We start from the raw sequence: 21,471 nt of genomic DNA, 5'->3' as shown, positions 1-21,471 counted from the left end.
CATTAGGTCACAACGTCTAACTATCGGTGCTTCCGCTCCGCTCGTGGATCGCTACGCGACCACTCGCTCGGGCTTCGCCACATTTCACTTCTGTCACTCGTCTTGCAGAGCAAGTCTCGCGCCAGCGTGAAACGTCGGAACACCTTGGTCGTTAAGCGAAATTCCGCCGGATTTTGTTTTTTTATTTTTTGAAGCTCGGAGGCGTGCGGATTTGGTTCTAAAACATAGATAATTTTTCAGAGTGTAAGCGCTCCCCAATGCGAGCTGGTGCCGTCGCCAGGGATTGCATCTTGATATTTAAGCGTCCTGCGGAAGCTTATGGTTCCATTTTATCCAATCCCGAAAGGGGAGCGCGATACTTTGGAATAAGGGAATTTAATACTATTGGACTTTCGTCCAAGTAGTGAAATTGAATTAAATTGCAGTGTGTTTGAGGCGTAACTTCGCTTAACTGCCAACTTGCCGCATCGCTTCGGGCTTGCTTCGCAACCCTTGCTTGGCCTTCGGCACATTTTGCTTCTGTCACTCGCCTTGCAGGGCAAGTCTCGTGCCATTGCAAAACGTCGGCAAGCCAACGTCGTTAGGCGAAAGAGCATGCAAAATTAATATATGAATGATCAAATGCGAGAAATACTGAACTGGCTCTTGGCCGCGAAAGAGTATTTGATAGACTCTTCGATTATACTTAATTGCTCATTGAAATCTAGCCGATCTCGTATTTCTAGACCAACAAGTCTTCTATTCGGGTATTTTCTTGAAAATTTGCTTAAAGCAATAATTATAAAAAGAAAAGGCCTTTCTGAAAGTGAAAGCTTTGAACATGTATCAGCTAAGTTATTCTTAGAGGCAGGTTTTTCAATTGAAGACAAGTTCGAGAATCAAATGGTAGGTTTTTTATCAGAAATAATTAAATGGGGTAAGTATCCAAAGAGAAAAAAGGGTGATAGTGGGACGTTTCTTAAGTCCACTTCGAAATTTTATGCAAATGAAACTGTTTTCTTTACTGATTCAAATAATTTTAATAACCTTTTACAATTCTCTTTAAAAGTCATCGAATACGCTGAAAAAATTTTATTAGAGAATGTTGCACAAGAAGATGAAATATACTTTCGAGAAACTCTTGAACGCCTATATGGCTTGGTCATAGCGAATTCGGAGAATATTAAAAATAAACCGAAGTAATAAAGATGGATTTTATTCCGATTCAAGAATATTTTTAAAAGCATTTAGTAATTTGCTTTGCTTTTGAGAATTCAATTTTGTTAGCGTCTCAAGAAACTGAATGTGTTCTTCCTTAAGCTTATTAAAAAGATGTTCGCCATCGGGTAAAAGCATCTTTCCATTGCCGGTGAGTAACCAATCTACTGAAAGATTAAAAGCATTCATTAGTTTAATAATAAATTCGCTAGATGGTATGCTTCCATTTTCAACATGGGCAATGTAAGATCGGTCAATATCAGCCTGCTCGGCCATTTGCTTCTGAGAGTAACTAATACTCTTTCGAAATTGAAGGAGTCTTTCTCCTATACCCTTGGAATCTACTCTCACAAAGTTATTGTGAAATCGGTCTTTAAAGCGATAAAGTTCATTTTTTCACAAAATTCCCTATATTGTGATAAATAATAACATTTTTCCTTGACTAAGGTTCTTTGTGTGATATATATTCACAGAATGAATTTGAATGTGATTGGGGAAAATTATGGCTTATTCACCTAGACTTAGTTTAGAATCTTCGCGTACATTAAGAAGAATAGCATGGGCATTAGGGAAACCTATGACTAAAACTTCTGAGGATATAATTGCTTACTTAGTAAATACATTAGATGGAGAAGCAATTTGCCAAACTTGTCGCGATAAGACAAAGTGCGGGACTTGTCATTTTAAACCAGAGAATCGAAATAGTAAAATTCGTATAAAATCTTTAATGAAAAGTTAAAGTGCATGCTCCTTCGCCTAACTATCGGCTCTGACGCAGCGCTGCGGGATGCTTCGCACCCTTGCTTGGCCTGCGGCACATTTCGCTTTGTCACTCGTTTTGCTGAGCAAAACTCGCGCCAAGTCCTCCGGACTCGCGAAACGTCGTCAAGCCTTGGTCGTTAAGCAAAATTCCGCCGGAATTTGTTTTTTTATTTTTAGAAGCTCGGAAGTGTGTAGATTCATTTTGTAAGCATAGTAAATCTTGTAGCTTTAGAGCGCTCCCCAATGTAAGCTGGTGCCGTTGCCAGGGTATTGCATCTCGGTATTTATGCGCCTTGCGGAAGCTCATGTTTACATTTGATCCAATCCCGAAAGGGGAGCGCGATCTTTCAGTGTTAGTAAATTTGGATACTATTGGACTCTTATCCAGATAGCAAAATATATTAAATTGCATCGTATTTGAGGCGGAACTTCGCTTAACTTTCGCCTCTGCTGCTGCGCTTCGAGCTCGCTAACGCGACTCTCGCTCCGGCCTTCGGCACATTTTGCTACTGTCACTTCGTTTGCAGGGCAAACTCGTGCCAACGCAAAACGTCAGCAAGGCTCGGTCGTTAGACGACATGTCTAAAAAATCATAAGAAAATGAATATAAACGCAAAAGCAATTAAATGGGCAATTAGCTTTATTGATAAACATTCTGACGGAGATCTTTTCCCGAAAATATTAGAAACTTCGCCAATTCTTCAGCGAGCAGATGAATTTACTAATTTAATTACCTCTATAAATCCCGATCAACTTTTGCCGGGGCCTTTTCGAAGGTTTATTGTTCCTAAAGATGAGCTTTCATATAGGCAAGCTACTCAATTAGATATTCAAGATAGCATTCTTCTTACAGCCATAATATTTCAATTTGGCATGGGAATTGAAAAAAGAAGATTATCGCCGAGACAAATATTTAGTTATAGGTTTAATCCTAAGGAGGAAATAGGATTATATAATAATAAAACAGCTTGGAATGACTTTTGGACAGTTGCTTTTAATCAAAGTCGCAAATCAAAAAAAGTTTTATATTGTGATATTGCGGACTTTTACAACCAAATTTATCACCATACATTAGAGAACCAGATTATTGAAAGTGGGTTTCCTGAACAGATAGTCAAATGGATACTTAAATTAATAACTTCAACAACCGCTGGTGTTTCTCGTGGAATTCCCATTGGCCCGCACGCAATGCATTTGTTGGCAGAAGCTACACTCATACCGGTGGACAATAGTCTGAAATCGAAAGGTGTAAAATTTTTAAGATATGCAGATGATATTCTTATATTTTGCAATTCAGATGCTGAAATTAAAAAGAACATCTTGTTGTTGGCTTCTGTTCTTGATAAACAACAAAGGCTAATGCTTCAAAAACATAAAACGAAAGTTTTTTCTGCGGATGAGTTCCAAGACTATTGCTCTTCAATGCTTGAAGACCGCCCAATTAGTCTAGCAGAAGATAGTGTTTTGAATCTAATACGCAAATATTCCGCCGGTAATCCTTATGCATCTATATCTTACGAGGAAATTTCGGAGGATGATTGGTTAAGATTAACTGATGAATTAATAGAAAGCATTATTCTTGAATATTTGAATGCAGATCCGGTCGACTATATACGTCTAAGATGGTTTTATCGTCGTTTAACACAAATCGGCCATCCGGGTGGTGTAAAAGTATCCCTTGATAATTTAATAAAGTTAGGTCCTTGCTTTTCGAATATCTGTCAGTATATAGCTTCAATTCAGTCAATTCCACCTAAGAAATGGAAAAGTATTGGAAGCCAATTGATTAAATTGCTAAAATCTAAAGAAGTTAAAAATAGTGAATACTATAGGTTACTAATTCTAAGTATATTTAGTAAAAATGCATATATCAATCACTTCTCGAAATTGACTGAATTTTATCAAAGTTCGGAACCTTTTGTTAGGAGAGAGATTATATTAGCAGGAATGCGTAATAAAGCTTTTGACTGGCTTAGAGAATTGAAAGAAAATTATTCTAATATGGATAGCTGGCAAAAAATGGCCTATATTTTTAGTATTTCTGGGCTTCCGAAGGATGAAAAAAATTACTTTTTGAAAAAGAATATCGGAAAGCGTCCTATTGAAATTACTCTTTCGAACTGGTCGAAAAGTCGTTAAATATAGACACGTCGTCTAACTATCGGCTCTGACGCAGCGCTGCGGGATTGCTTCGCAACCCTCGCTTGGCCTCCGGCACATTTCGCTTTGTCACTCGTCTTGCAGGGCAAGTCTCGTGCCAAGTGCTTGCGCACTCGCGAAACGTCGTCAAGCCTTGGTCGTTATACGCCAGGCTGGCAAAATCAACTTTTTAAGAATAATCATATAAAATTCTTGTGCGTAATACTAAATTGTGATACAATGTATTTGTGATTAGTTTAAGAATACCGCCAGAATTAGAAAGAAAATTGGACTCGTTTGCGAAATCAGAAGGAAAAAGCCGCTCTGAAATTGTAAAAGAGTCAATTCTTGAATATATAAAAAATCATAGTTCGAGTAAAACCCCCTTTGAGCTAGGGGAAGATCTGTTTGGTAAATATTCCGCGAATAACAAACAATTGGCTGAGAACAGAAAAGCTATTCTAAGTAAAGTATTAAAGGACAAGAATGAAAAACGCCGCGCTCGTTGATTCTGGTCCGATTATAGCATTATTCAATTCATCTGATGATTATCATAAATCAGTCTTTAAGTTTCTAAAAGGGTTTAAAGGTTCTTTATTTACGACTTGGCCAGTAATAACTGAAGTCATCTACTTACTCTCCTTTTCAATCGATGCTCAATCCGATTTCTTAGAATGGATAGAACGTGGGAGTGTGCAAATTTTAGATGTAACACTAGATGATCTAAAATATATCAAGAGTCGGATGCAAAAATATTCAGATTTGCCAATGGATTTAGCAGATGCGTCATTAATGTGCATCGCCGAAAGGGAAGGGATTTATAATATTATTAGTATAGATTCTGACTTTTCTATATATAAAACTCTAAAAGGCAAATATCTAACAAATTTATATAAGTATTAGCCAGCCCAGCGTATAACTGTCGGTGCTTCCGCAGCGCTTCGAGATTGCTTACGCAACTCTCGCTTGGGCTTCGCCACATTTGCTTCTGTCACTTCGTTTGCAAAGCAAACTCGTGCCATTGCAAACGTCGGAACACCTTGGTCGTTAAGCGCAATTCCGCCGGATTTTGTTTTTTTATTTTTTGAAGCTCGGAAGCGTGCGGATTTGGTTCTAAAACATAGATAATTATTCAGAGTGTAAGCGCTCCCCAATGCGAGCTGGTGCCGTCGCCAGGGATTGCATCTTGATATTTAAGCGTCCTGCGGAAGCTTATGGTTCCATTTTATCCAATCCCGAAAGGGGAGCGCGATACTTTGGAATAAGGGAATTTCATACTATTGGACTTTCGTCCAAGTAGCGAAATTGAATTAAATTGCAGTGTGTTTGAGGCGTAACTTCGCTTAACTGCCAACTTGCCGCATCGCTTCGGGCTTGCTTCGCAACCCTTGCTTGGCCTTCGGCACATTTTGCTTCTGTCACTCAAATTGCAGAGGCAATTTTCGTGCCTGTCTTCACTTCGTTCAGCTCGCCAACGTCGTCAAGCCTTGGTCGTTAAGCGAAATTCCGCCGGATTTTGTTTTTTTATTTTTAGAAGCTCGGAAGCGTGTAGATTTGGTTCTAAAACATGGGAAATTATTCAGAGTGTAAGCGCTCCCCAATGCGAGCTGGTGCCGTCGCCAGGGATTGCATCTTGATATTTAAGCGTCCTGCGGAAGCTTATGGTTCCATTTTATCCAATCCCGAAAGGGGAGCGCGATACTTTGGGGCTAGTAAATTTGGATGCTATTGGACTTTCGTCCAAGTAGCGAAATTGAATTAAATTGCAGTGTGTTTGAGGCGTAACTTCGCTTAACTGCCAACTTGCCGCATCGCTTCGGGCTTGCTTCGCAACCCTTGCTTGGCCTTCGGCACATTTTGCTTCTGTCACTCGCCTTGCAGGGCAAGTCTCGTGCCATTGCAAAACGTCGGCAAGCCAACGTCGTTAGGCGAAAGCGCTGCGGAAAATTTTAGTAAACCGTTGCGGGCGTCCGTGCCTTCCGCCGGATTTTGTTTTTTTATTTTTTGAAGCTCGGAAGCGTGCGGATTCGTTTTCTAAGCATAGTAAATCTTGTGGTTTAAAGCGCTCCCCAATGTAAGCTGGTGCCGTCGGCATGATGTGCATCTTGGTATTTGAGCGTCCTGCGGAAGCTTATGGTTCCATTTTATCCAATCCCGAAAGGGGAGCGCGATACTTTGGAATAAGGGAATTTCATACTATTGGACTTTCGTCCAAGTAGCGAAATTGAATTAAATTGCAGTGTGTTTGAGGCGTAACTTCGCTTAACTGCCAACTTGCCGCATCGCTTCGGGCTTGCTTCGCAACCCTTGCTTGGCCTTCGGCACATTTTGCGTCTGTCACTCGCCTTGCAGAGCAAGTCTCGTGCCATTGCAAAACGTCGGCAAGCCAACGTCGTTATGCGACAGTTTTAGGAATTATAATTATGCAAGAAAAATATACGACTTTCCTTCTCGGAGCAGGAGCTAGCTACTATTCCATTCCTATAATTGCCAATTTTAACAATAGAATGGTAGCTTTTAGTGGCTATCTAGCTAATCTTGAAAGCTTTGGAGACGAAAAATTTCCAAGTGTAGATAGAATTACTGAAACAATCGAGGAGGTTAAGCGACAATTTATTGAGGATATTGATTGGTTAGCAAAGGAAGCCGGAAAGAATTCTGTTGATTTTGTTGCCAAAAAATATTGGGACAAACCTGACCGAGAAAAGTATCAAAAGATAAAAGCAATAATTTCAGCATATCTTCTGCTTGAGCAAAGTGTAAGTGATGGCCAATATACTTCTCTTGACTATAGATGCGCAAGCTGGATTACTAAAATAAATATTAAAGAGAATGGTTTTGCATATATAAATCCAAACTATAAAGTTATCAGTTGGAATTACGACCTACAGATTGAAAAAGCATTAGGAACAATTACAAACTTTATCGATTATGATACGCTTATGAAATCGTGGAAAATATACCCAAATCCCGGAAGGAAATCAAATGAAGAAATCTCATTGGGTGACATTTCCGTTGTAAGATTAAACGGAATTGCCGGGTTGCATATTGCGCAAGGCGCAGTAACTGGGACTTTTCGAGCTGCATTTGAAGATTTTTCAAAGCAATTGGTATCTCAAGTCTTGAGAAGTTACTATTTATATGCTCATAAAAATGAATTCTTAGACCCTATATTTTATTACGCCTGGGAAAACTCATCTTTTAGCGAAAAAGCGATGTCGTTATCGCTTGAAATTGCAAATAATACGAAAGATCTTATCATCATAGGATATTCTTTTCCAGATTATAATAAAGACATAGATAAAAAAATATTAAGCGCTTTTAGCTCACTTGAAAGGGTTGATGTTCAGACTAATGATGCGGACTTTGCGAAAATAAAAGACATATTTGAAACATATTGCCCAAAAGTAAAAAAGATTACTTTAAGAGATTTAGATCAGTATTACCTTCCTTACTAAAACCGTCGCATAACTTACGGTGCTTCCGCTACGCTTCGAGATTGCTTACGCAACTCTCGCTTGGGCTTCGCCACATTTGCTTCTGTCACTTCGCTTGCAGGGCAAGCTCGTGCCATCGCAAACGTCGGAACACCTTGGTCGTTATCTGCCATATCCGCGACGAAAAGGAACGTCAGCCATCCATGGCTGACTAAACTATATATTCAGTAAATGGAAAGTTGTATTTCCTCCTTGTCACATTTGTATTCGTAAATATTTTCGAGATATATGAGAAGTTTTTGGAATACTATTAGAATTTCGATTCCGGTTTTAGTCTTCGGGTTCTTGGTTGGATGCTATACCGTTGCAGAAAAACGTATTGTTGAGTCGAAGGAAATTATTCCAGGCCCTGATATTACGCAGATTTCATATGACATAGCTCTGAGTACTGGTTCAGGAACAATTATTGCTTATGTATCTGGGAAATCGTCTGCAAGCCGAAGTGTACGTATCACATATCGAAATCATAGAACAATTCATATGGATGATATTGGCATTCGTCGTTGTGCCGCAACCTTAGGAATCGGATGCCTTTTAGAAGCTCCTACTCTTATTTTTAGAGCATGGGATACGGAGTTGATAAAAACGGAGCAAGAATCCGTACCCGGCGGTGAAAAACCCGTATTAGTTGATGACTTGAAATTAGAACTGTGCGGACAGAGACTCTCATTAAAAGCAGGCAAGGCCATTGTTCAAGTAAACGTGTGTGAAAATCATACGGAACCGCCGCAACTTCTAACTTCGACAGGTACACTTGTTGCCTCAGTTTCTGTTACTCCCAACTTAGCTTCTGTTATTTCTAAAATTCAACTAGACAGGACTACGATTGAACGTGAAAAAGAATTATATACCAAGCCCCATCATTGGTTGTATTGTGGCCCTACCGAAAATTCTAATGTGCCTCCGTCGGTTACGCAGGAAGCGCTCAAGCAATTCAAATTAGAAGCGTTTGACGAATCAATCAAGTGTGCAGATACTGCTTGGTTGAAGAATCGGATTGCTGGGCAGATGGGTATCGGATGTATTTGTAAGTATATACAGATAGACCGAAAGAAAGCTGAAGTCATGAACGGAAGATAGCTAATACTTTCCTAAAGCCAATGAAAGGAGTATTTCTTGATCTTCCTTTTTCTTAGCTTAATCTGTTGTTTAACACGCTCGTGCCTTCCATGCGCACTCGCTTAATTTTCGTCGCGGATACAGCAGATAACTGTCGGTGCTTCCGCATCGCTTCGAGATCGCTAACGCGACTCTCGCTTGGGCTTCGCCACATTTCGCTTTGTCACTCGTCTTGCAAAGCAAGCCTCGCGCCAAGTGCTGCGCACTCGCGAAACGTCGGAACACCTTGGTCGTTAAGCGCAATTCCGCCGGATTTTGTTTTTTTATTTTTCGAAGCTCGGAAGCGTGTAGATTTGGTTCTAAAACATAGGTAATTATTCAGAGTGTAAGCGCTCCCCAATGCGAGCTGGTGCCGTCGCCAGGCTGTGCATCTTGGTATTTAAGCGTCCTGCGGAAGTATATGGTTCCATTTTATCCAATCCCGAAAGGGGAGCGCGATACTTTGGAATAAAGGGATTTAATACTATTGGACTTTCGTCCAAGTAGTGAAATTGAATTAAATTGCAATGTGTTTGAGGCGTAACTTCGCTTAACTGCCAACTTGCCGCATCGCTTCGGGCTTGCTTCGCAACCCTTGCTTGGCCTTCGGCACATTTTGCTTCTGTCACTCGCCTTGCGGTGGCAAGTCTCGTGCCATTGCAAAACGTCGGCAAGCCAACGTCGTTATGCGTAATTGCGATATTATATTCAGAGAAAAACTATGAATAGCATACTAAAATTCTTATTAATGATAATTGTCATTTATTCTCCGATATATTCAGAATCGAAAATTGACTTTATTGGAATAACTAAAAACTCCAAATGGAGCGAGGAAGGAGCGCCATGTGGTGGGTTATACTTTGATTTATCCGAAACCGAGTTTGAGGCGACAGAGGGATGTTTAGGAGCTTCCCTTGTAATTAAAGGTTTTTATAAAGTTGATAAGGATTCAATTTCCTTAACAAATTTAAAGATACTAGAAAATCAATATATAGAAGCTAAGGAAAAGCTTGTACGCAAATATTTGAATAATGCGTTGTGTAAAATATATCGGACAGATAAGTCCGTAAGATATATTTATAGTATCGCTTGTGGGAAATTGGTTTTTAATAACGAAGATCATTTAGTGTCAGAAGGTCTAAGTAGAGAATTTGAAGGCACTTCTGTCATTACTATGGGTAGAAAGATTGTAGAAACTACTGATAATGTGAAAATTCGGATCAAGCCGGATGTAAATAGTAAAGTTGTTAGCTATTCAAAAGAGTTTGATGAAGCGCCTCTGGCTTTCGTTCCGAAAGGGACAAAGGTAACATTAATCGCCAGGAAATTGAATAAAGACCAGGTTAAAAATTGGATAAATTACTGGTATTATGTAGATGTGGGAGTTACTTCCGGAGTTTGGATGTATGGGGAATTTTTCAAGTAATTGCAACTACGCATAACTATCGGTGCTTCCGCTACGCTTCGAGATCGCTTCGCGACTCTCGCTCGGGCTACGCCACATTTCGCTTTGTCACTCGTCTTGCAGGACAAGCCTCGCGCCAAGTGCTTCGCACGCGCGAAACGTCGGAACACCTTGGTCGTTAGGCGTAATGCTATTAAAATTAACTGTAGAATATTATAATGAATAGCTCTAATAACTTAGCCAATCTAATTGCAGCTATTTCTGCATTAATATCGTTCTCAACATTATTCTTTTATCTAAAAGACAGACGACAACAAAAGCATTCAATACTAAGGGATTATTTAAATGGTCTTTTGGGTTGGCATTCAGAAACTGTAACTATCTTAATTAAGTTACAGGTTCTGACACAGAAAAATAAATCAATCGACGAATTTCACGCACTCTTATCTGCTCAGATTGAAAAAGGGCGATTTTTCTTTCCGAACATTGATAAACAGGATAATTTTGGAAAGGAAAAACCAAAGGCATACCAAGGTTATCGCAATCTTGTATTAGATTTTCTTGTTTATTCGTATGATCTATATTTAAAATCACAACCGGTGAAATACCTTGAGCATGCTAATAGATTGCAACGCGAATTTACTTCACTTGTTTGGGAGATAGTTGCCCCCGGCAAAAATTTGAATGAGATTCATAAGCTAACGGATCGTTATCTTGTTCAAGAAAAGACTTTTGAAGATTACTTAAAAAGCGATCCAAATTCTTACGAATTTTTCTATGATAGTTAATAGCACTACGCCTAACTTACGGTGCTTCCGCGTCGCTTCGAGATCGCTTACGCGACTCTCGCTTGGCCTGCGGCACATTTGCTTCTGTCACTTCGTTTGCATGAGCAAACTCGTGCCATCGCAAACGTCGGAACACCTTGGTCGTTAAGCGAAATTCCGCCGGATTTTGTTTTTTTATTTTTTGAAACTCGGAAGCGTGCGGATTTGGTTCTAAAACATAGGAAATTATTCAGAGTTTTAGCGCTCCCCAATGCGAGCTGGTGCCGTCGCCAGGCTGTGCATCTTGGTATATAAGCGTCCTGCGGAAGCTTATGGTTTCATTTTATCCAATCCCGAAAGGGGAGCGCGATACTTTGGAATAAGGGAATTTAATACTATTGGACTTTCGTCCAAGTAGTGAAATTATATTAGATTGCAGTGTGTTTGAGGCGTAACTTCGCTTAACTGCCAACTTGCCGCATCGCTTCGGGCTTGCTTCGCAACCCTTGCTTGGCCTTCGGCACATTTTGCTTCTGTCACTCGCCTTGCAGAGCAAGTCTCGTGCCATTGCAAAACGTCGGCAAGCCAACGTCGTTATACGCAATGGCTTCAAATATTTACTTTAAGAAAAATAGGAAATATATCTGAGAAGAAAACGATTTAAGCATATTGCTTTCACTATTTGCCATATGTTTTGCGGCTGGAGATTAGTTAATTCAGCAAAGGAATTTAATAAACTAGGCTCAGGGAAATTCGCATATGATTTGATACTTAGAAGATCATTCTTCAATGGTATTCTAATAGAAAACCCAAGCATATGTTACGAACTGGATGGTTTTTTAAGTAATGAATTAGAAAGATTACTGCTTGAGATCAGTGTTTTTAAGAGCATTACACTTAATGTTGATATTAGCCAAACTAGTATAGAATCAAAAAAAAGACTAACTAATGATATTCATATTGATAAAGACAAAAATCCGATCAAAAAGGGCATCTTTTTCCGATATAGATTAAAATGTATGTGTAACATCGTAACGGAAGACAAGGAATATATCGGCGAATTTGAAGATATTGAAGAATGGCCGGATAATTGGCCTTAGATTATTTTCGCCACTGCGTATAACTGTCGGCTCTGACGCATCGCTTCAAGATCGCTTCGCGACTTTCGCTTGGCCTCCGGCACATTGGCTCCAGTCACGCCTTTTGCTTAGCAAAAGATCGTGCCTGGCTCTAACGCCTCTTCGAGGCTCAGAGTCGCCAACGTCGTCAAGCCTTGGGTCGTTAAACGCCATTTTTGCTATTTTTTCGTTTTCAATTTCGCCGCGTCCATGCGGCGAGAAATGGAATTAAATCTGTTTAAAGTATAATTACACTTCCAGCTTTGCAATTTTTAAAAAAGTTAAGATTTGACAATACCCTATTCAATAGGGATTCTGTCTAAATTGAAAAGACTGTTTGTACATTTACCTGATTTCGATCATTTCTGGACAAGAGCTGGTCTGGGAGATAATGAACTTAAAGATTTTCAAAATCACCTTTTAGAATATCCAAAGGAAGGTGTAGTAATTCCTGGTTCAAACGGTATAAGAAAGATTCGTTGGAAGAAAAAGGGGACAGGTAAAAGCGGTGGAATTAGAGTTTTCTATATTGATTTCGAAGAATTTGAAATAATCTTTTTAATAACTCTTTTAGAAAAGAATGACAAAGAGAATCTTACGAAATCTGAGCTAACGATTTTACATAATTTAGTAGCACGTTTGAAAGAGATATTGAAATCGGGGAGGCATTCATATGGCAAAAGAAAATAGTAAATTATTTAATAGCTTAGTGAAAGGACTTAATGAAGCCATCGAATATTCTGAGGGTAAAAAGAATACTGGAATCAAAGAACGTCAAGTTTCTATAGAAAAATTACCTCAATTTAAAGCTAGAGAAATCAGAAATATTAGAACAAAACTTCATCTTACTCAAAATTTATTTGCTCAAGCCATTGGGGTTTCTGTAAAAACAGTAGAGGCATGGGAGTCGGGTAGGAATATACCTCAAGGCCCGGCTCAACGAATGCTCTTTATTCTTAAAAATAATTCTAAAGCACTCAGTTTGCTTGGAATCAAAAATAGTTAAAGTGACGCCATCCTTGGCTTGATTTGTTAGTTATCAATCGCAAAAACGGCGTTTAACTGTCGGCTTGGCGTTACGCTTCGAGATCGCTTCGCGACTCTCGCTCCAGGCTTCGCCACATTTCGCTTTGTCACTCGTCTTGCTTGGCAAGCCTCGCGCCAAGTGCTTACGCACTCGCGAAACGTCGCCAACCCTTGGTCGTTAGGCGAAAGCGGCTATTATTCTTTACTAAGGAGAAAAAATGAAAATTTTACTGATTCTGAATTTATTACTTATAGGGTGTCTTACCAAAGAAAGTATCGAAAGGCATCTTGATAGCACGTCGTATTACTACGCATGTATGGCAGTTTTGCGATATGGGGATCAAGTGAATATCTGTGACGATTCGCTTCCCGCTGCGAATTTAAACACTAAGAAAGCATATAAAAAATGGTTAAACGATCAAGCACCTTATGTAGAAGAACTCGAATCTGTTTGTAGAAGTGACAAAGCAAATTATCAACGAATGAAAGATTTGTTTGATAGAGATAATAGAAAGATTGAATTAATGAAATCGAAAAATCCTGAGGAATTGCTTAAATTGTGCCAGGATTTTAGAGATGGTTTATCTAAGCATCCGAAGGATGAATCTAAAAAGATGCTGCAGGAATTAGTTCATTAAATCAAAGTAATCGACAGCAGCCATCGCCTAACTATCGGCTCTGACGCAGCGCTTCGAGATTGCTTCGCAACTCTCGCTTGGCCTTCGGCACATTTCGCTTTGTCACTCGCCTTGCGGAGCAAGTCTCGTGCCAAGTCCTTACGGACTCGCGAAACGTCGTCAAGCCTTGGTCGTTAGTTGCAATAGCCCGTAAAATTTTCCTTGAACAAATTTAGCAAAATGATTGAATTTTAGTTGAAGTATATACAATGTATATATAGTTGCTATATGGAATCAATTATTCAAAAATGGGGTAATAGTTTAGGTATTAGGATACCGAAGGCTATGGCTAACGAATTGGAATTGAATGATGGTAGTCATGTTGAGCTTCAATATGAGGGGGATAAAATAGTAATTTATCCCATGAGAAAAGCATCTTTAGAAGAAAAATTAGCAAGAATCACTAAGCAAAATCTTCACTCAGAAGTTTCTACCGGTTCTCCTGTCGGTCATGAGGCTTGGTGAAAAAGAGTAAATATACCCCTGATAAAGGGGACATTGTATGGCTAAATTTTACTCCTCAAGCAGGGCATGAACAAAGAGGACGTAGGCCAGCACTCGTTCTATCTCCGAAAGAATATAATGCAAAGACTGGCTTAGCAATTTTTTGTCCAATCACGAGTAAGATTAAAGGCTATCCTTTTGAAGTAGTAGTTAAATCTAAAAAAATAGATGGGGTAGTCCTCTCTGACCAAATAAAGAATTTAGATTGGACTATTCGCGAAGCGGAATTTATAGAACCACTTAATAAGCTATTATTTAAAGAAGTTTTGGATAATCTTAAATTGTTAGTTTTTTAGTTTAGCGGGCTACTGCAACTAACTATCGGTGCTTCCGCTTCGCTTCGAGCTTGCTTCGCAACTCTCGCTCGGGCTACGCCACATTTGCTTCTGTCACTTCGTTTGCATGAGCAAACTCGCGCCATCGCAAACGTCGGAACACCTTGGTCGTTAGGCGAAAAGCACAAAAATATTGTAAAATAAGATACCCTTTTGAAAGAGTAAAATATGTTACCTTATAAATATTTAATTGTTATTTTTTTATATTCATTTTTGACGTTTTCATGTAGCTCGACCTTTCGGGAAATCGGAGTGTTTCTTGGAGAAATCGACTATGCGGAAGAAGATATTGATATTCGGAAAGAAAGTTGCAAAAGATTATTCGATCGAAAATATCCGCCTGGATATACATTGGATGGTGAAGGTATCAAGATTAGTATAGATTTCCCTTTATCTAAATACTACCCTAATTCAGCTAAAAAAAAAGGCATATACAACTGCATAATCTACTCACATGTCGTAGTAACTAAAAATAACCATTTGGCACATTATTGCCTGGAAGAAAATACTTGCGGTTATGTGCCCTTTGAAGATGCAGCTGGTGCTATCTTAGTTAAAGCTGATTATAAGGCTTGCATGTTAAAGGGGAGGCCTATTGCTTGCTCGCAGAAAGTTCCGCTGGATTTCAAATTAGTCGACGAGTAGTTTGCTCCTTTTTGAACGTGCTCATCGCCTAACTGTCGGCTCTGACGCTGCGCTTCGAGATGCTTCGCACTCTTGCTTGGCCTTCGGCACATTTCGCTTTGTCACTCGTCTTGCGGAGCAAGCCTCGCGCCAAGTCCTACGGACTCGCGAAACGTCGTCAAGCCTTGGTCGTTATGCGAACAGTCTTGCTAAATTTTACAGATAGAAAGAAATCTAAATCCCCGACCTAAATAATAAAATGAATAGCTCAATTTATCCTTGGGTTCCGTATTTTAATCGACGTTTAAATGAGAAACCAATTCCAGATTTTAGCGGGGAAATTCTATATATAACATCAGATTATAGTGGAGGTCACCCAGGTGCTAAATTTGATGTGCTTTCTTTTTTAGTTATTGATTTTAGCAAAAGTAAACAATGGCAAATTTTGAGAAGTTTAGTACGGAAACAACATCTTCCTGATAATCGTCGGATGTCGTTTAAACGACTTAGTGATCGACATCGTCAAAATGCCCTACAATCATTTTTAATTGCCGCAAATAAATTGCCTGGATTATTGCTTACAATAGGCATCAGTAAAAGTATAAAGAATCTTTGTGAAGGCAAGGAGTTTCTTAAACATTTCAGTGACAATAATATGCTCACGTCTAAATGGAATGACGAGTCGTTTGAAAATTCTTTTCGAATTATACATTTTGTTGCTTTATTAGTTTCTTATTATGCTCGGACAGATCAAAGTATACTTTGGGTTTCGGACCAAGATAATCTCTTCGCAAATGAAATAAAGTCAAATGATGTTAAAATGCTTTTAGAATCGATATGCGCCTACTATATCAATCATCCGATAAAAGAGTTTAGCCTGGGAACAACTCAAATAGATCCCGGCGATTTATTGGAAGAAGATTTAAATGCTATCCCAGATTTTGCTGCAGGAGCTATAAGCGAATTACTAAATCATGTTCGCTTTCAATCAGGAAAATATATTCCCTCTGGAATTGTGCAGCCTATTAATCCAGGTCTATCTTCAAAAAGTGATGAAATTCTCAATTGGCTATCGACTGAAGAGAATAGTTTCTTATCGAGGCTAAATATTTTATTTGAAAGTCGCCTTGATGGTTCAATTGCTTTGAGTTCGTTTAAGGTAGGCTAATATTAGCAAGACCGTCGCATAACTATCGAGTTGGCGTTACGCTTCGGGTCGCTTGCGCGCCCTCGCTCCAGGCTTCGCCACATTTCGCTTTGTCACTCGTCTTGCGTGGCAAGCCTCGCGCCAAGTGCTTGCGCACGCGCGAAACGTCGCCAACCCTTGGTCGTTATGCGAAATGCCGCACCCCTCGGGGCCGGACATCCGTGTCCGGCCTCTAGCACGTCTCACAGTTATCCGGTCTGATTTTTCTTGAAGGCAACGCTCCCAGGACAAAGGCTAACGTCGCAACAAAGCCGCCACTGTAAATTGCAAGAGAATTGGAGAGAGTTAGTTTTCCAACTACGATTATCGCAACTCCGGCCAATCCAGTTACTGCTGGCAGCCACTTTCGCGTGCGGTTCCAATAGTACACAATTCCGCCTGCAGCCAGCGCTGAAAATGCAAGCATGATCGGTCGGATATACGGTGTATAATCAACAAAAGTTAGACCCAGACTTGCTAGAACGCTGCCGTAAAGTGGCCAGCAAGCCGGACATGATACTACCGGAAGCATCGCAGTCATCACCACAGGTATGAACGAGAGCAATCCCCATTTCTGTTTGCGTTGAGATTTTCTCAGAGCGTCCAAAACTGCAGCTCTGGGCGGAATTCCTGTCATCCTGCCATCTGCTGTGCGATAAATCCTGCAGGCGTTCCCGCCCACTGACCCGTCTGCAACCACATCCTTTCCGTCAACCAGCACTGTCGGAGAAGATAATTTCCGTGCATACTCAGGTGCGTTTGGATCATCCTTATTCGTCTCAGTCACGTTCAATTGCAGACCAAGTTCCAAACCTATCGTTTTCAACATTTCCCTGACGGCTTGCGCATTTGGGCATGTCGTTTCGTATACAAGCTCAATCTTTTTCATTGCTTCCTCCCAGAGTCGTTAGCAAAGGACAGTCGCCCGTAGGTTCCGCACTAGCACATTGCCGGTTAATCGTAAGCAGACCTCGCTCAATCTTTCGCAAATCTTCAAGCTTCCTGCGCGTTAATTCAAGCTTATGTTCAACTTTTCTTTTCACGCTGGCGCATTGATTCGGTCGCTCGATGCGCAAATCCAGCAGTTCCCCGATTTCCTCCAGGCTGAAGCCCAGATCCTGGGCTCTCTTTATGAATCTGATTCGCGCCGCAACATCCTGTTGATAAAGTCTATAGCCAACTTCGTTTCGCGCAGATTTTCCTAGCAGACCCAGAGAATCGTAGTATCGAACCGTCTGGACTGAAACATCAGCCTTTCTAGCGATTTGTCCTATTTTCATGCCTTCTCTCTGAATTCAGTATATGGTCTATAGTATACTATAGAGTCAATACCCAGAACAAAAAAAAATAAAAAAAATGATCGGGCTCCGGCCTCCATGCCTCCGCCCTCGGGGTGCGGCACTTCGCATAACTTTCGCCTCTGCCGCTGCGCTTCGAGCTCGCTTCGCGACTCTTGCTTGGCCTTCGGCACATTGGCTCAGTCACTCGACTTGCAGAGCAATTCTCGTGCCTGTCTTCGCTTTGCTCAGCTCGCCAACGTCGGCAAGGCTCGGTCGTTATACGCAATAGCCCAAACTCAAATTGATGTCCGGAAAAACATTTGAAAGAAAGTTTACAATATAAAGTTGATCGATGGAAATTGAACGAAAATTTTTAGTCACAAACTCCGATTATAAGAAGGATGCTTTTCCTTCAATAATTTTGCAAGGTTATTTGAATTCTGATAAGAACAGAACGGTTCGTGTTAGAATCGAATCAAATAAAGCCTATATAACAGTAAAATCGAAGACTGTCGGTATTTCTAGGCAAGAATTTGAATATGAAATTCCAATTACTGATGCGGAAGAGATGATCAGTAATATCTGCGAAAAGCCTGTAGTTAAAAAACTTCGATATCTTATTAACTTTCAAGGTAGTATCTGGGAGGTCGATGAGTTTCTAGAAGAAAATGAAGGACTTGTCGTAGCGGAAATCGAATTAAAATCGGAAAATGAAATTTTCAACAAACCTGATTGGATAGGGAAGGAAGTTTCAGATGACCCTAAATATTTTAATTCGAACCTTATTAGAAGTCCTTTTAGGCATTGGAACTTATAAAAAATTTGGGCTACTGCGTATAACTAACGGCTCTGACGCGTCGCTTCGAGATCGCTACGCGACTCTCGCTCGGCCTCCGGCACATTTCGCTTTGTCACTCGTCTTGCACAGCAAGTCTCGCGCCAAGTCCTGCGGACTCGCGAAACGTCGTCAAGCCTAGGGTCGTTATACGACATTATGATAAATTTATTAGTTTGAAAATTCATGAGAACAGAGTATCTGCTTGCCATAATTTTGTTAAGTTTTGAGCCTTCCTTTGCGATAGACAATTTAACGATTCAAAAATTAGTTTTAGAGAAAAAATTAACGACAATCCAAAAAATTGATAAGTTGAATTCTTTGTTACTCGAAGAAGAAAATTCAAAAGAATTTGATAGGCTCTTATTAGAGATGGGAAAATTACTGCTGAATGTAGATATCTCAATTTCAGACTACAAAAAGGATTTGAAATATCGAAATGTATATCAATTAAGCATTATTAAGTCAGCCAATTATGGAAATTTTGTCGGTTACACAGGCTATCATTTCAAGAAAATCATATCAGATTATCCGAACTCGGAATTTTTAGATGACGCTGAATATTATTTGATCTATTCCCTTCCAGAAGAATATAACTATGATAATCTTAAAGAAGAGAAGGGTAAGTTAGAGGGATTTCTTAAAAAATATCCTGATAGTAATCTTTCTGGTACTGTAAGAAAAAGAATTAAATGGTTACGATCCTATATTAAAAACGGTCAAAACTGGATTGTTGACTAATTTTAATATAATCATAACGTCGTATAACTGCCAACTTGCCGCATCGCTTCGGGCTTGCTCCGCAACCCTTGCTTGGCCTTCGGCACATTGGCTCCAGTCACGACTTTTGCTTGGCAAAAGGTCGCGCCTGGCTCTAACGCCTCTTCGAGGCTCAGAGTCGCCAACGTCGGCAAGCCAACGTCGTTATGCGAAATGTGGGGGAAAATTGCCCTTTTTCTCGTAACTCTTATTCGCAATGTTTGCCTTTAATTTTAAGATTATTTTTACAAAAATGGACAATATTTAGACTATAATCTTTGTGTTGACATTAGGCACACGTCTAATAGCATAGATAGGTGATCTTTGATTGGGATAATGAAAAGAACGAAACCTTAAAATCTGAGCGGAATATAAGCTTTGAGAGAGTAGTTGTTGAAATTGAATCCGGATCGGTTTTAGAAATCTTAAAGCATCCGAATAAGAAAAAGTATCCTAATCAAATCTTAATAATTATAGAAATTGATAATTATGCTTGGGTAGTTCCTGCAATTGAGAGTAAGGATACGTTCTTCTTTAAAACAGCATATCCTTCAAGGAAATACACTAGTATATATTTACCGGAGGCAAATTTATGAAGTATAAGCTTAGCCAAGAAGAAAAAGATTTAGAATCTTCTATTGAGAGAAATGAATGGAAGCCGGTTGATAATAAAGCTCAGTATTTAAAAAAATTCAAATCTGCTGCCAAGAATACTTTGTTAAAAGATAAAAGAATGAATATCAGGATAGCTGGAAAAGATATTCAATTATTGAAAACCAAAGCATTAGAAATTGGAATTCCTTATCAGACTTTGGTTTCAAGTATATTGCATCAGTATGTTACTGGTAAATTAACAGAGCGCTAAACAAAACCCCACACTTCGCATAACTATCGGCTCTGACGCATCGCTTCGAGATCGCTACGCGACTCTCGCTTGGCCTTCGGCAAATCGCCTCGGTAACTCAAATTGCAGAGGCAATTTTCGTTCCCGTCTTCGCTAATGCTCAGCGCGGCGACTTCGTCAAGCCTTGGTCGTTAAGCGACATTGCTATCTTTATATGAACCAAATATTTAAAAACTTTAAGATATTACATAAATTATTCAATAAAAATATTCAAAGCTTTGGGTTAACTTTTCCGAGGTCAAAGTATCATTTTTCAGGAGAGGCTCTTGTTTCGCTCGCAAATAGGGGAGATGAAATTGCTTGTTCAATAGTTGAGTTAGCAAAGAAAAAGGAAATTTATTCAGGAACAATTCTTCTTCGGAGTTTAATTGAGCATCAATTTCGCCATACCTATATTTATTCCCGTGCGTTATCCGAGCAATCTGACGTCGTAGGGAAAGACTATATCTTATATTTATTAGAAGTAGAGCTAAAAAGCTATGCAGATGCACTTAACAGAAATGATAAAATATTTCTAACAAAACAGACTTTTTCAGATCGCTTGGCAGAATTGCCTGCAATTCCTGAACTCAAAAATGTGACGCAGAAAGAATTGGATATTGTAAATGCAAAATTTGGAATTAAGAATATAATAAGCTATTTAAATAGTAGGCCCTCTGCTTACGGTAATGGGCAAAATAAATATCTTCAACAAATAATCCCGCTTTATTCAAACTATTCATCTTTTGTTCACGGCGGGCCATTTGGTGCCTCGGTTTTTAAGAAAACTAAAGAAGATCGGAAGAGATTGGAAAGAGATAGTTTGCATTTGGTTCGGACGGCTCATAATATGAGCTGCACAATGGTTTTAAATACTATGAGACTCGCTTCATTATTAAATGCTCAATTTATTCCTACGATAGACAAGTGTGAAAAACTTTATGCATTCATATAAAGACTGTACAATGTTAGTATTCACCTGACACTTCTTCTGAACGCTTGTTCTAATTTTCTGCTTGGTGGACCTCCGATTCTTCTGTCTTAATGCCCTCAATGAAGACTTGAAAAGGAGTTCTTCCGTTCATGTTTCTACCTTGGTGCGCCCTCTTGTAATTGTATTCTTCAAAGAAGAGATGCAGATCGATCTGCATCTCTTCGATCGACTCATAAAATTTAGTTCTACCGGCGATCCTGAAGTGCTCATCAAGTAAAGTTCTGTGAAGACGTTCCACGTATCCGTTGCTTTGAGGCCTGCGAACTTTAGTGGTCCGATGTTCGATGTCTTCTAACTGAAGAAATAATTCGAAAGGATGTTGGTCTTCTCTTCCACAATACTCACGACCATTATCGGTTAGAACGGTTTGGACTTTAATGTTATG

The 21,471-nt window shown here is 39.6% G+C and carries 27 protein-coding genes; 21 read left to right on the top strand and 6 right to left on the bottom strand.

Going from position 1 to position 21,471, the window contains the following annotated elements; translation table 11 throughout:
- Positions 1 to 762 precede the first annotated feature (762 nt).
- The gene (locus LEP1GSC061_RS17960) at positions 763 to 1,182 is read left to right on the top strand and encodes a hypothetical protein (RefSeq protein ID WP_232218507.1); all 420 of its coding nucleotides are present in this window, start codon (positions 763 to 765) and stop codon (positions 1,180 to 1,182) included.
- 12 nt (positions 1,183 to 1,194) lie between these two features.
- Here the strand turns inward: LEP1GSC061_RS17960 and LEP1GSC061_RS17955 are convergent, their stop codons facing one another.
- The gene (locus LEP1GSC061_RS17955) at positions 1,195 to 1,548 is read right to left on the bottom strand and encodes a helix-turn-helix domain-containing protein (RefSeq protein ID WP_040509932.1); all 354 of its coding nucleotides are present in this window, start codon (positions 1,546 to 1,548) and stop codon (positions 1,195 to 1,197) included.
- 1,011 nt (positions 1,549 to 2,559) lie between these two features.
- On the opposite strand from LEP1GSC061_RS17955, the gene LEP1GSC061_RS17945 reads away from it, so the two are divergent.
- From LEP1GSC061_RS17945 to LEP1GSC061_RS17935, 3 genes are all read left to right on the top strand, one after another.
- Entirely contained in the window at positions 2,560 to 4,098 is a 1,539-nt protein-coding gene (locus tag LEP1GSC061_RS17945) for an RNA-directed DNA polymerase (RefSeq protein ID WP_016546902.1), read from the top strand.
- Positions 4,099 to 4,346: 248 nt separating this feature from the next.
- A complete protein-coding gene (locus LEP1GSC061_RS17940) occupies positions 4,347 to 4,607 on the top strand; it encodes a ribbon-helix-helix protein, CopG family (protein WP_040509929.1) in 261 nt (86 codons plus the stop codon).
- A complete protein-coding gene (locus LEP1GSC061_RS17935; RefSeq protein ID WP_040509927.1) occupies positions 4,585 to 5,001 on the top strand; it encodes a type II toxin-antitoxin system VapC family toxin in 417 nt (138 codons plus the stop codon). Before LEP1GSC061_RS17940 ends, LEP1GSC061_RS17935 begins: the two co-directional genes overlap by 23 nt.
- A 48-nt stretch (positions 5,002 to 5,049) precedes the next feature.
- Here LEP1GSC061_RS17935 and LEP1GSC061_RS22170 read toward each other — a convergent pair whose 3' ends face one another.
- The gene (locus LEP1GSC061_RS22170; RefSeq protein ID WP_135625875.1) at positions 5,050 to 5,109 is read right to left on the bottom strand and encodes a TraY domain-containing protein; all 60 of its coding nucleotides are present in this window, start codon (positions 5,107 to 5,109) and stop codon (positions 5,050 to 5,052) included.
- A 1,412-nt stretch (positions 5,110 to 6,521) separates the two neighbouring features.
- On the opposite strand from LEP1GSC061_RS22170, the gene LEP1GSC061_RS17930 reads away from it, so the two are divergent.
- Complete coding sequence (locus LEP1GSC061_RS17930) at positions 6,522 to 7,556, top strand: hypothetical protein (RefSeq protein ID WP_016546898.1); 1,035 nt, start codon at positions 6,522 to 6,524, stop codon at positions 7,554 to 7,556.
- 45 nt (positions 7,557 to 7,601) lie between these two features.
- Here the strand turns inward: LEP1GSC061_RS17930 and LEP1GSC061_RS22165 are convergent, their stop codons facing one another.
- Complete coding sequence (locus LEP1GSC061_RS22165) at positions 7,602 to 7,661, bottom strand: TraY domain-containing protein (protein ID WP_156844593.1); 60 nt, start codon at positions 7,659 to 7,661, stop codon at positions 7,602 to 7,604.
- A 162-nt stretch (positions 7,662 to 7,823) separates the two neighbouring features.
- Here LEP1GSC061_RS22165 and LEP1GSC061_RS17925 point away from each other — a divergent pair, with 162 nt between their 5' ends.
- The 11 genes from LEP1GSC061_RS17925 (at position 7,824) to LEP1GSC061_RS17875 (ending at position 16,317) form a co-directional block, all read left to right on the top strand.
- Positions 7,824 to 8,675 carry a hypothetical protein gene (locus LEP1GSC061_RS17925; protein ID WP_016546900.1) on the top strand — a complete coding sequence of 284 codons (852 nt, stop codon included), beginning with the start codon at positions 7,824 to 7,826 and terminating at the stop codon, positions 8,673 to 8,675.
- Between the two features lie 739 nt (positions 8,676 to 9,414).
- Positions 9,415 to 10,119 carry a hypothetical protein gene (locus tag LEP1GSC061_RS17920; protein ID WP_016546897.1) on the top strand — a complete coding sequence of 235 codons (705 nt, stop codon included), beginning with the start codon at positions 9,415 to 9,417 and terminating at the stop codon, positions 10,117 to 10,119.
- A gap of 197 nt (positions 10,120 to 10,316) precedes the next feature.
- A complete protein-coding gene (locus LEP1GSC061_RS17915) occupies positions 10,317 to 10,886 on the top strand; it encodes a hypothetical protein (protein WP_040509925.1) in 570 nt (189 codons plus the stop codon).
- A gap of 743 nt (positions 10,887 to 11,629) precedes the next feature.
- Positions 11,630 to 11,965: a hypothetical protein gene (locus tag LEP1GSC061_RS21285; RefSeq protein ID WP_156844592.1), complete on the top strand. Its 336-nt coding sequence runs from the start codon at positions 11,630 to 11,632 to the stop codon at positions 11,963 to 11,965.
- Positions 11,966 to 12,307: 342 nt separating this feature from the next.
- The gene (locus LEP1GSC061_RS17905; protein WP_040509922.1) at positions 12,308 to 12,673 is read left to right on the top strand and encodes a type II toxin-antitoxin system RelE/ParE family toxin; all 366 of its coding nucleotides are present in this window, start codon (positions 12,308 to 12,310) and stop codon (positions 12,671 to 12,673) included.
- The gene (locus tag LEP1GSC061_RS17900) at positions 12,657 to 12,989 is read left to right on the top strand and encodes a helix-turn-helix domain-containing protein (RefSeq protein WP_040509920.1); all 333 of its coding nucleotides are present in this window, start codon (positions 12,657 to 12,659) and stop codon (positions 12,987 to 12,989) included. Before LEP1GSC061_RS17905 ends, LEP1GSC061_RS17900 begins: the two co-directional genes overlap by 17 nt.
- A gap of 238 nt (positions 12,990 to 13,227) precedes the next feature.
- On the top strand, positions 13,228 to 13,647 hold the full coding sequence (locus LEP1GSC061_RS17895) for a hypothetical protein (RefSeq protein WP_040509919.1): 420 nt from the start codon (positions 13,228 to 13,230) through the stop codon (positions 13,645 to 13,647).
- A 267-nt stretch (positions 13,648 to 13,914) separates the two neighbouring features.
- Positions 13,915 to 14,151: an AbrB/MazE/SpoVT family DNA-binding domain-containing protein gene (locus LEP1GSC061_RS17890; RefSeq protein ID WP_040509917.1), complete on the top strand. Its 237-nt coding sequence runs from the start codon at positions 13,915 to 13,917 to the stop codon at positions 14,149 to 14,151.
- A complete protein-coding gene (mazF, locus tag LEP1GSC061_RS17885) occupies positions 14,145 to 14,486 on the top strand; it encodes an endoribonuclease MazF (protein WP_040509916.1) in 342 nt (113 codons plus the stop codon). Before LEP1GSC061_RS17890 ends, mazF begins: the two co-directional genes overlap by 7 nt.
- A gap of 207 nt (positions 14,487 to 14,693) precedes the next feature.
- Positions 14,694 to 15,170, top strand: a complete 477-nt coding sequence (locus LEP1GSC061_RS21550) for an energy transducer TonB (RefSeq protein ID WP_125250377.1) — start codon at positions 14,694 to 14,696, stop codon at positions 15,168 to 15,170.
- 238 nt (positions 15,171 to 15,408) lie between these two features.
- Entirely contained in the window at positions 15,409 to 16,317 is a 909-nt protein-coding gene (locus tag LEP1GSC061_RS17875) for a hypothetical protein (protein WP_016546893.1), read from the top strand.
- Between the two features lie 211 nt (positions 16,318 to 16,528).
- Here the strand turns inward: LEP1GSC061_RS17875 and LEP1GSC061_RS17870 are convergent, their stop codons facing one another.
- Together LEP1GSC061_RS17870 and LEP1GSC061_RS17865 are read right to left on the bottom strand one after the other, a co-directional pair.
- Positions 16,529 to 17,224: a glutathione S-transferase N-terminal domain-containing protein gene (locus tag LEP1GSC061_RS17870; protein ID WP_016546891.1), complete on the bottom strand. Its 696-nt coding sequence runs from the start codon at positions 17,222 to 17,224 to the stop codon at positions 16,529 to 16,531.
- Positions 17,211 to 17,615, bottom strand: a complete 405-nt coding sequence (locus tag LEP1GSC061_RS17865) for a heavy metal-responsive transcriptional regulator (RefSeq protein ID WP_036090212.1) — start codon at positions 17,613 to 17,615, stop codon at positions 17,211 to 17,213. Before LEP1GSC061_RS17865 ends, LEP1GSC061_RS17870 begins: the two co-directional genes overlap by 14 nt.
- A 352-nt stretch (positions 17,616 to 17,967) precedes the next feature.
- Here LEP1GSC061_RS17865 and LEP1GSC061_RS17855 point away from each other — a divergent pair, with 352 nt between their 5' ends.
- The 5 genes from LEP1GSC061_RS17855 to LEP1GSC061_RS17835 all read left to right on the top strand — a co-directional run bounded on the left by LEP1GSC061_RS17855 (position 17,968) and on the right by LEP1GSC061_RS17835 (position 21,047).
- Positions 17,968 to 18,432 carry a CYTH domain-containing protein gene (locus LEP1GSC061_RS17855; protein ID WP_040509907.1) on the top strand — a complete coding sequence of 155 codons (465 nt, stop codon included), beginning with the start codon at positions 17,968 to 17,970 and terminating at the stop codon, positions 18,430 to 18,432.
- Positions 18,433 to 18,636: 204 nt separating this feature from the next.
- Positions 18,637 to 19,191, top strand: a complete 555-nt coding sequence (locus LEP1GSC061_RS17850) for a tetratricopeptide repeat protein (RefSeq protein WP_016546906.1) — start codon at positions 18,637 to 18,639, stop codon at positions 19,189 to 19,191.
- 335 nt (positions 19,192 to 19,526) lie between these two features.
- Positions 19,527 to 19,805, top strand: coding sequence for a hypothetical protein (locus LEP1GSC061_RS17845; RefSeq protein WP_040509905.1), 279 nt, complete (start codon positions 19,527 to 19,529; stop codon positions 19,803 to 19,805).
- Complete coding sequence (locus LEP1GSC061_RS17840) at positions 19,802 to 20,074, top strand: hypothetical protein (RefSeq protein ID WP_002756875.1); 273 nt, start codon at positions 19,802 to 19,804, stop codon at positions 20,072 to 20,074. The genes LEP1GSC061_RS17845 and LEP1GSC061_RS17840 overlap by 4 nt, the downstream gene beginning before the upstream one ends.
- 193 nt (positions 20,075 to 20,267) lie before the next feature.
- Positions 20,268 to 21,047: a DUF5677 domain-containing protein gene (locus LEP1GSC061_RS17835; RefSeq protein WP_040509900.1), complete on the top strand. Its 780-nt coding sequence runs from the start codon at positions 20,268 to 20,270 to the stop codon at positions 21,045 to 21,047.
- Between the two features lie 49 nt (positions 21,048 to 21,096).
- Here LEP1GSC061_RS17835 and LEP1GSC061_RS17830 read toward each other — a convergent pair.
- On the bottom strand, positions 21,097 to 21,471 hold a 375-nt coding region (locus LEP1GSC061_RS17830), incomplete at its 5' end, for an integrase core domain-containing protein (protein WP_040509898.1).

Source organism: Leptospira wolffii serovar Khorat str. Khorat-H2 (assembly GCF_000306115.2).
GTDB lineage: Bacteria > Spirochaetota > Leptospiria > Leptospirales > Leptospiraceae > Leptospira_B > Leptospira_B wolffii.
This window is presented reverse-complemented; position numbering and strand designations above follow the sequence as displayed.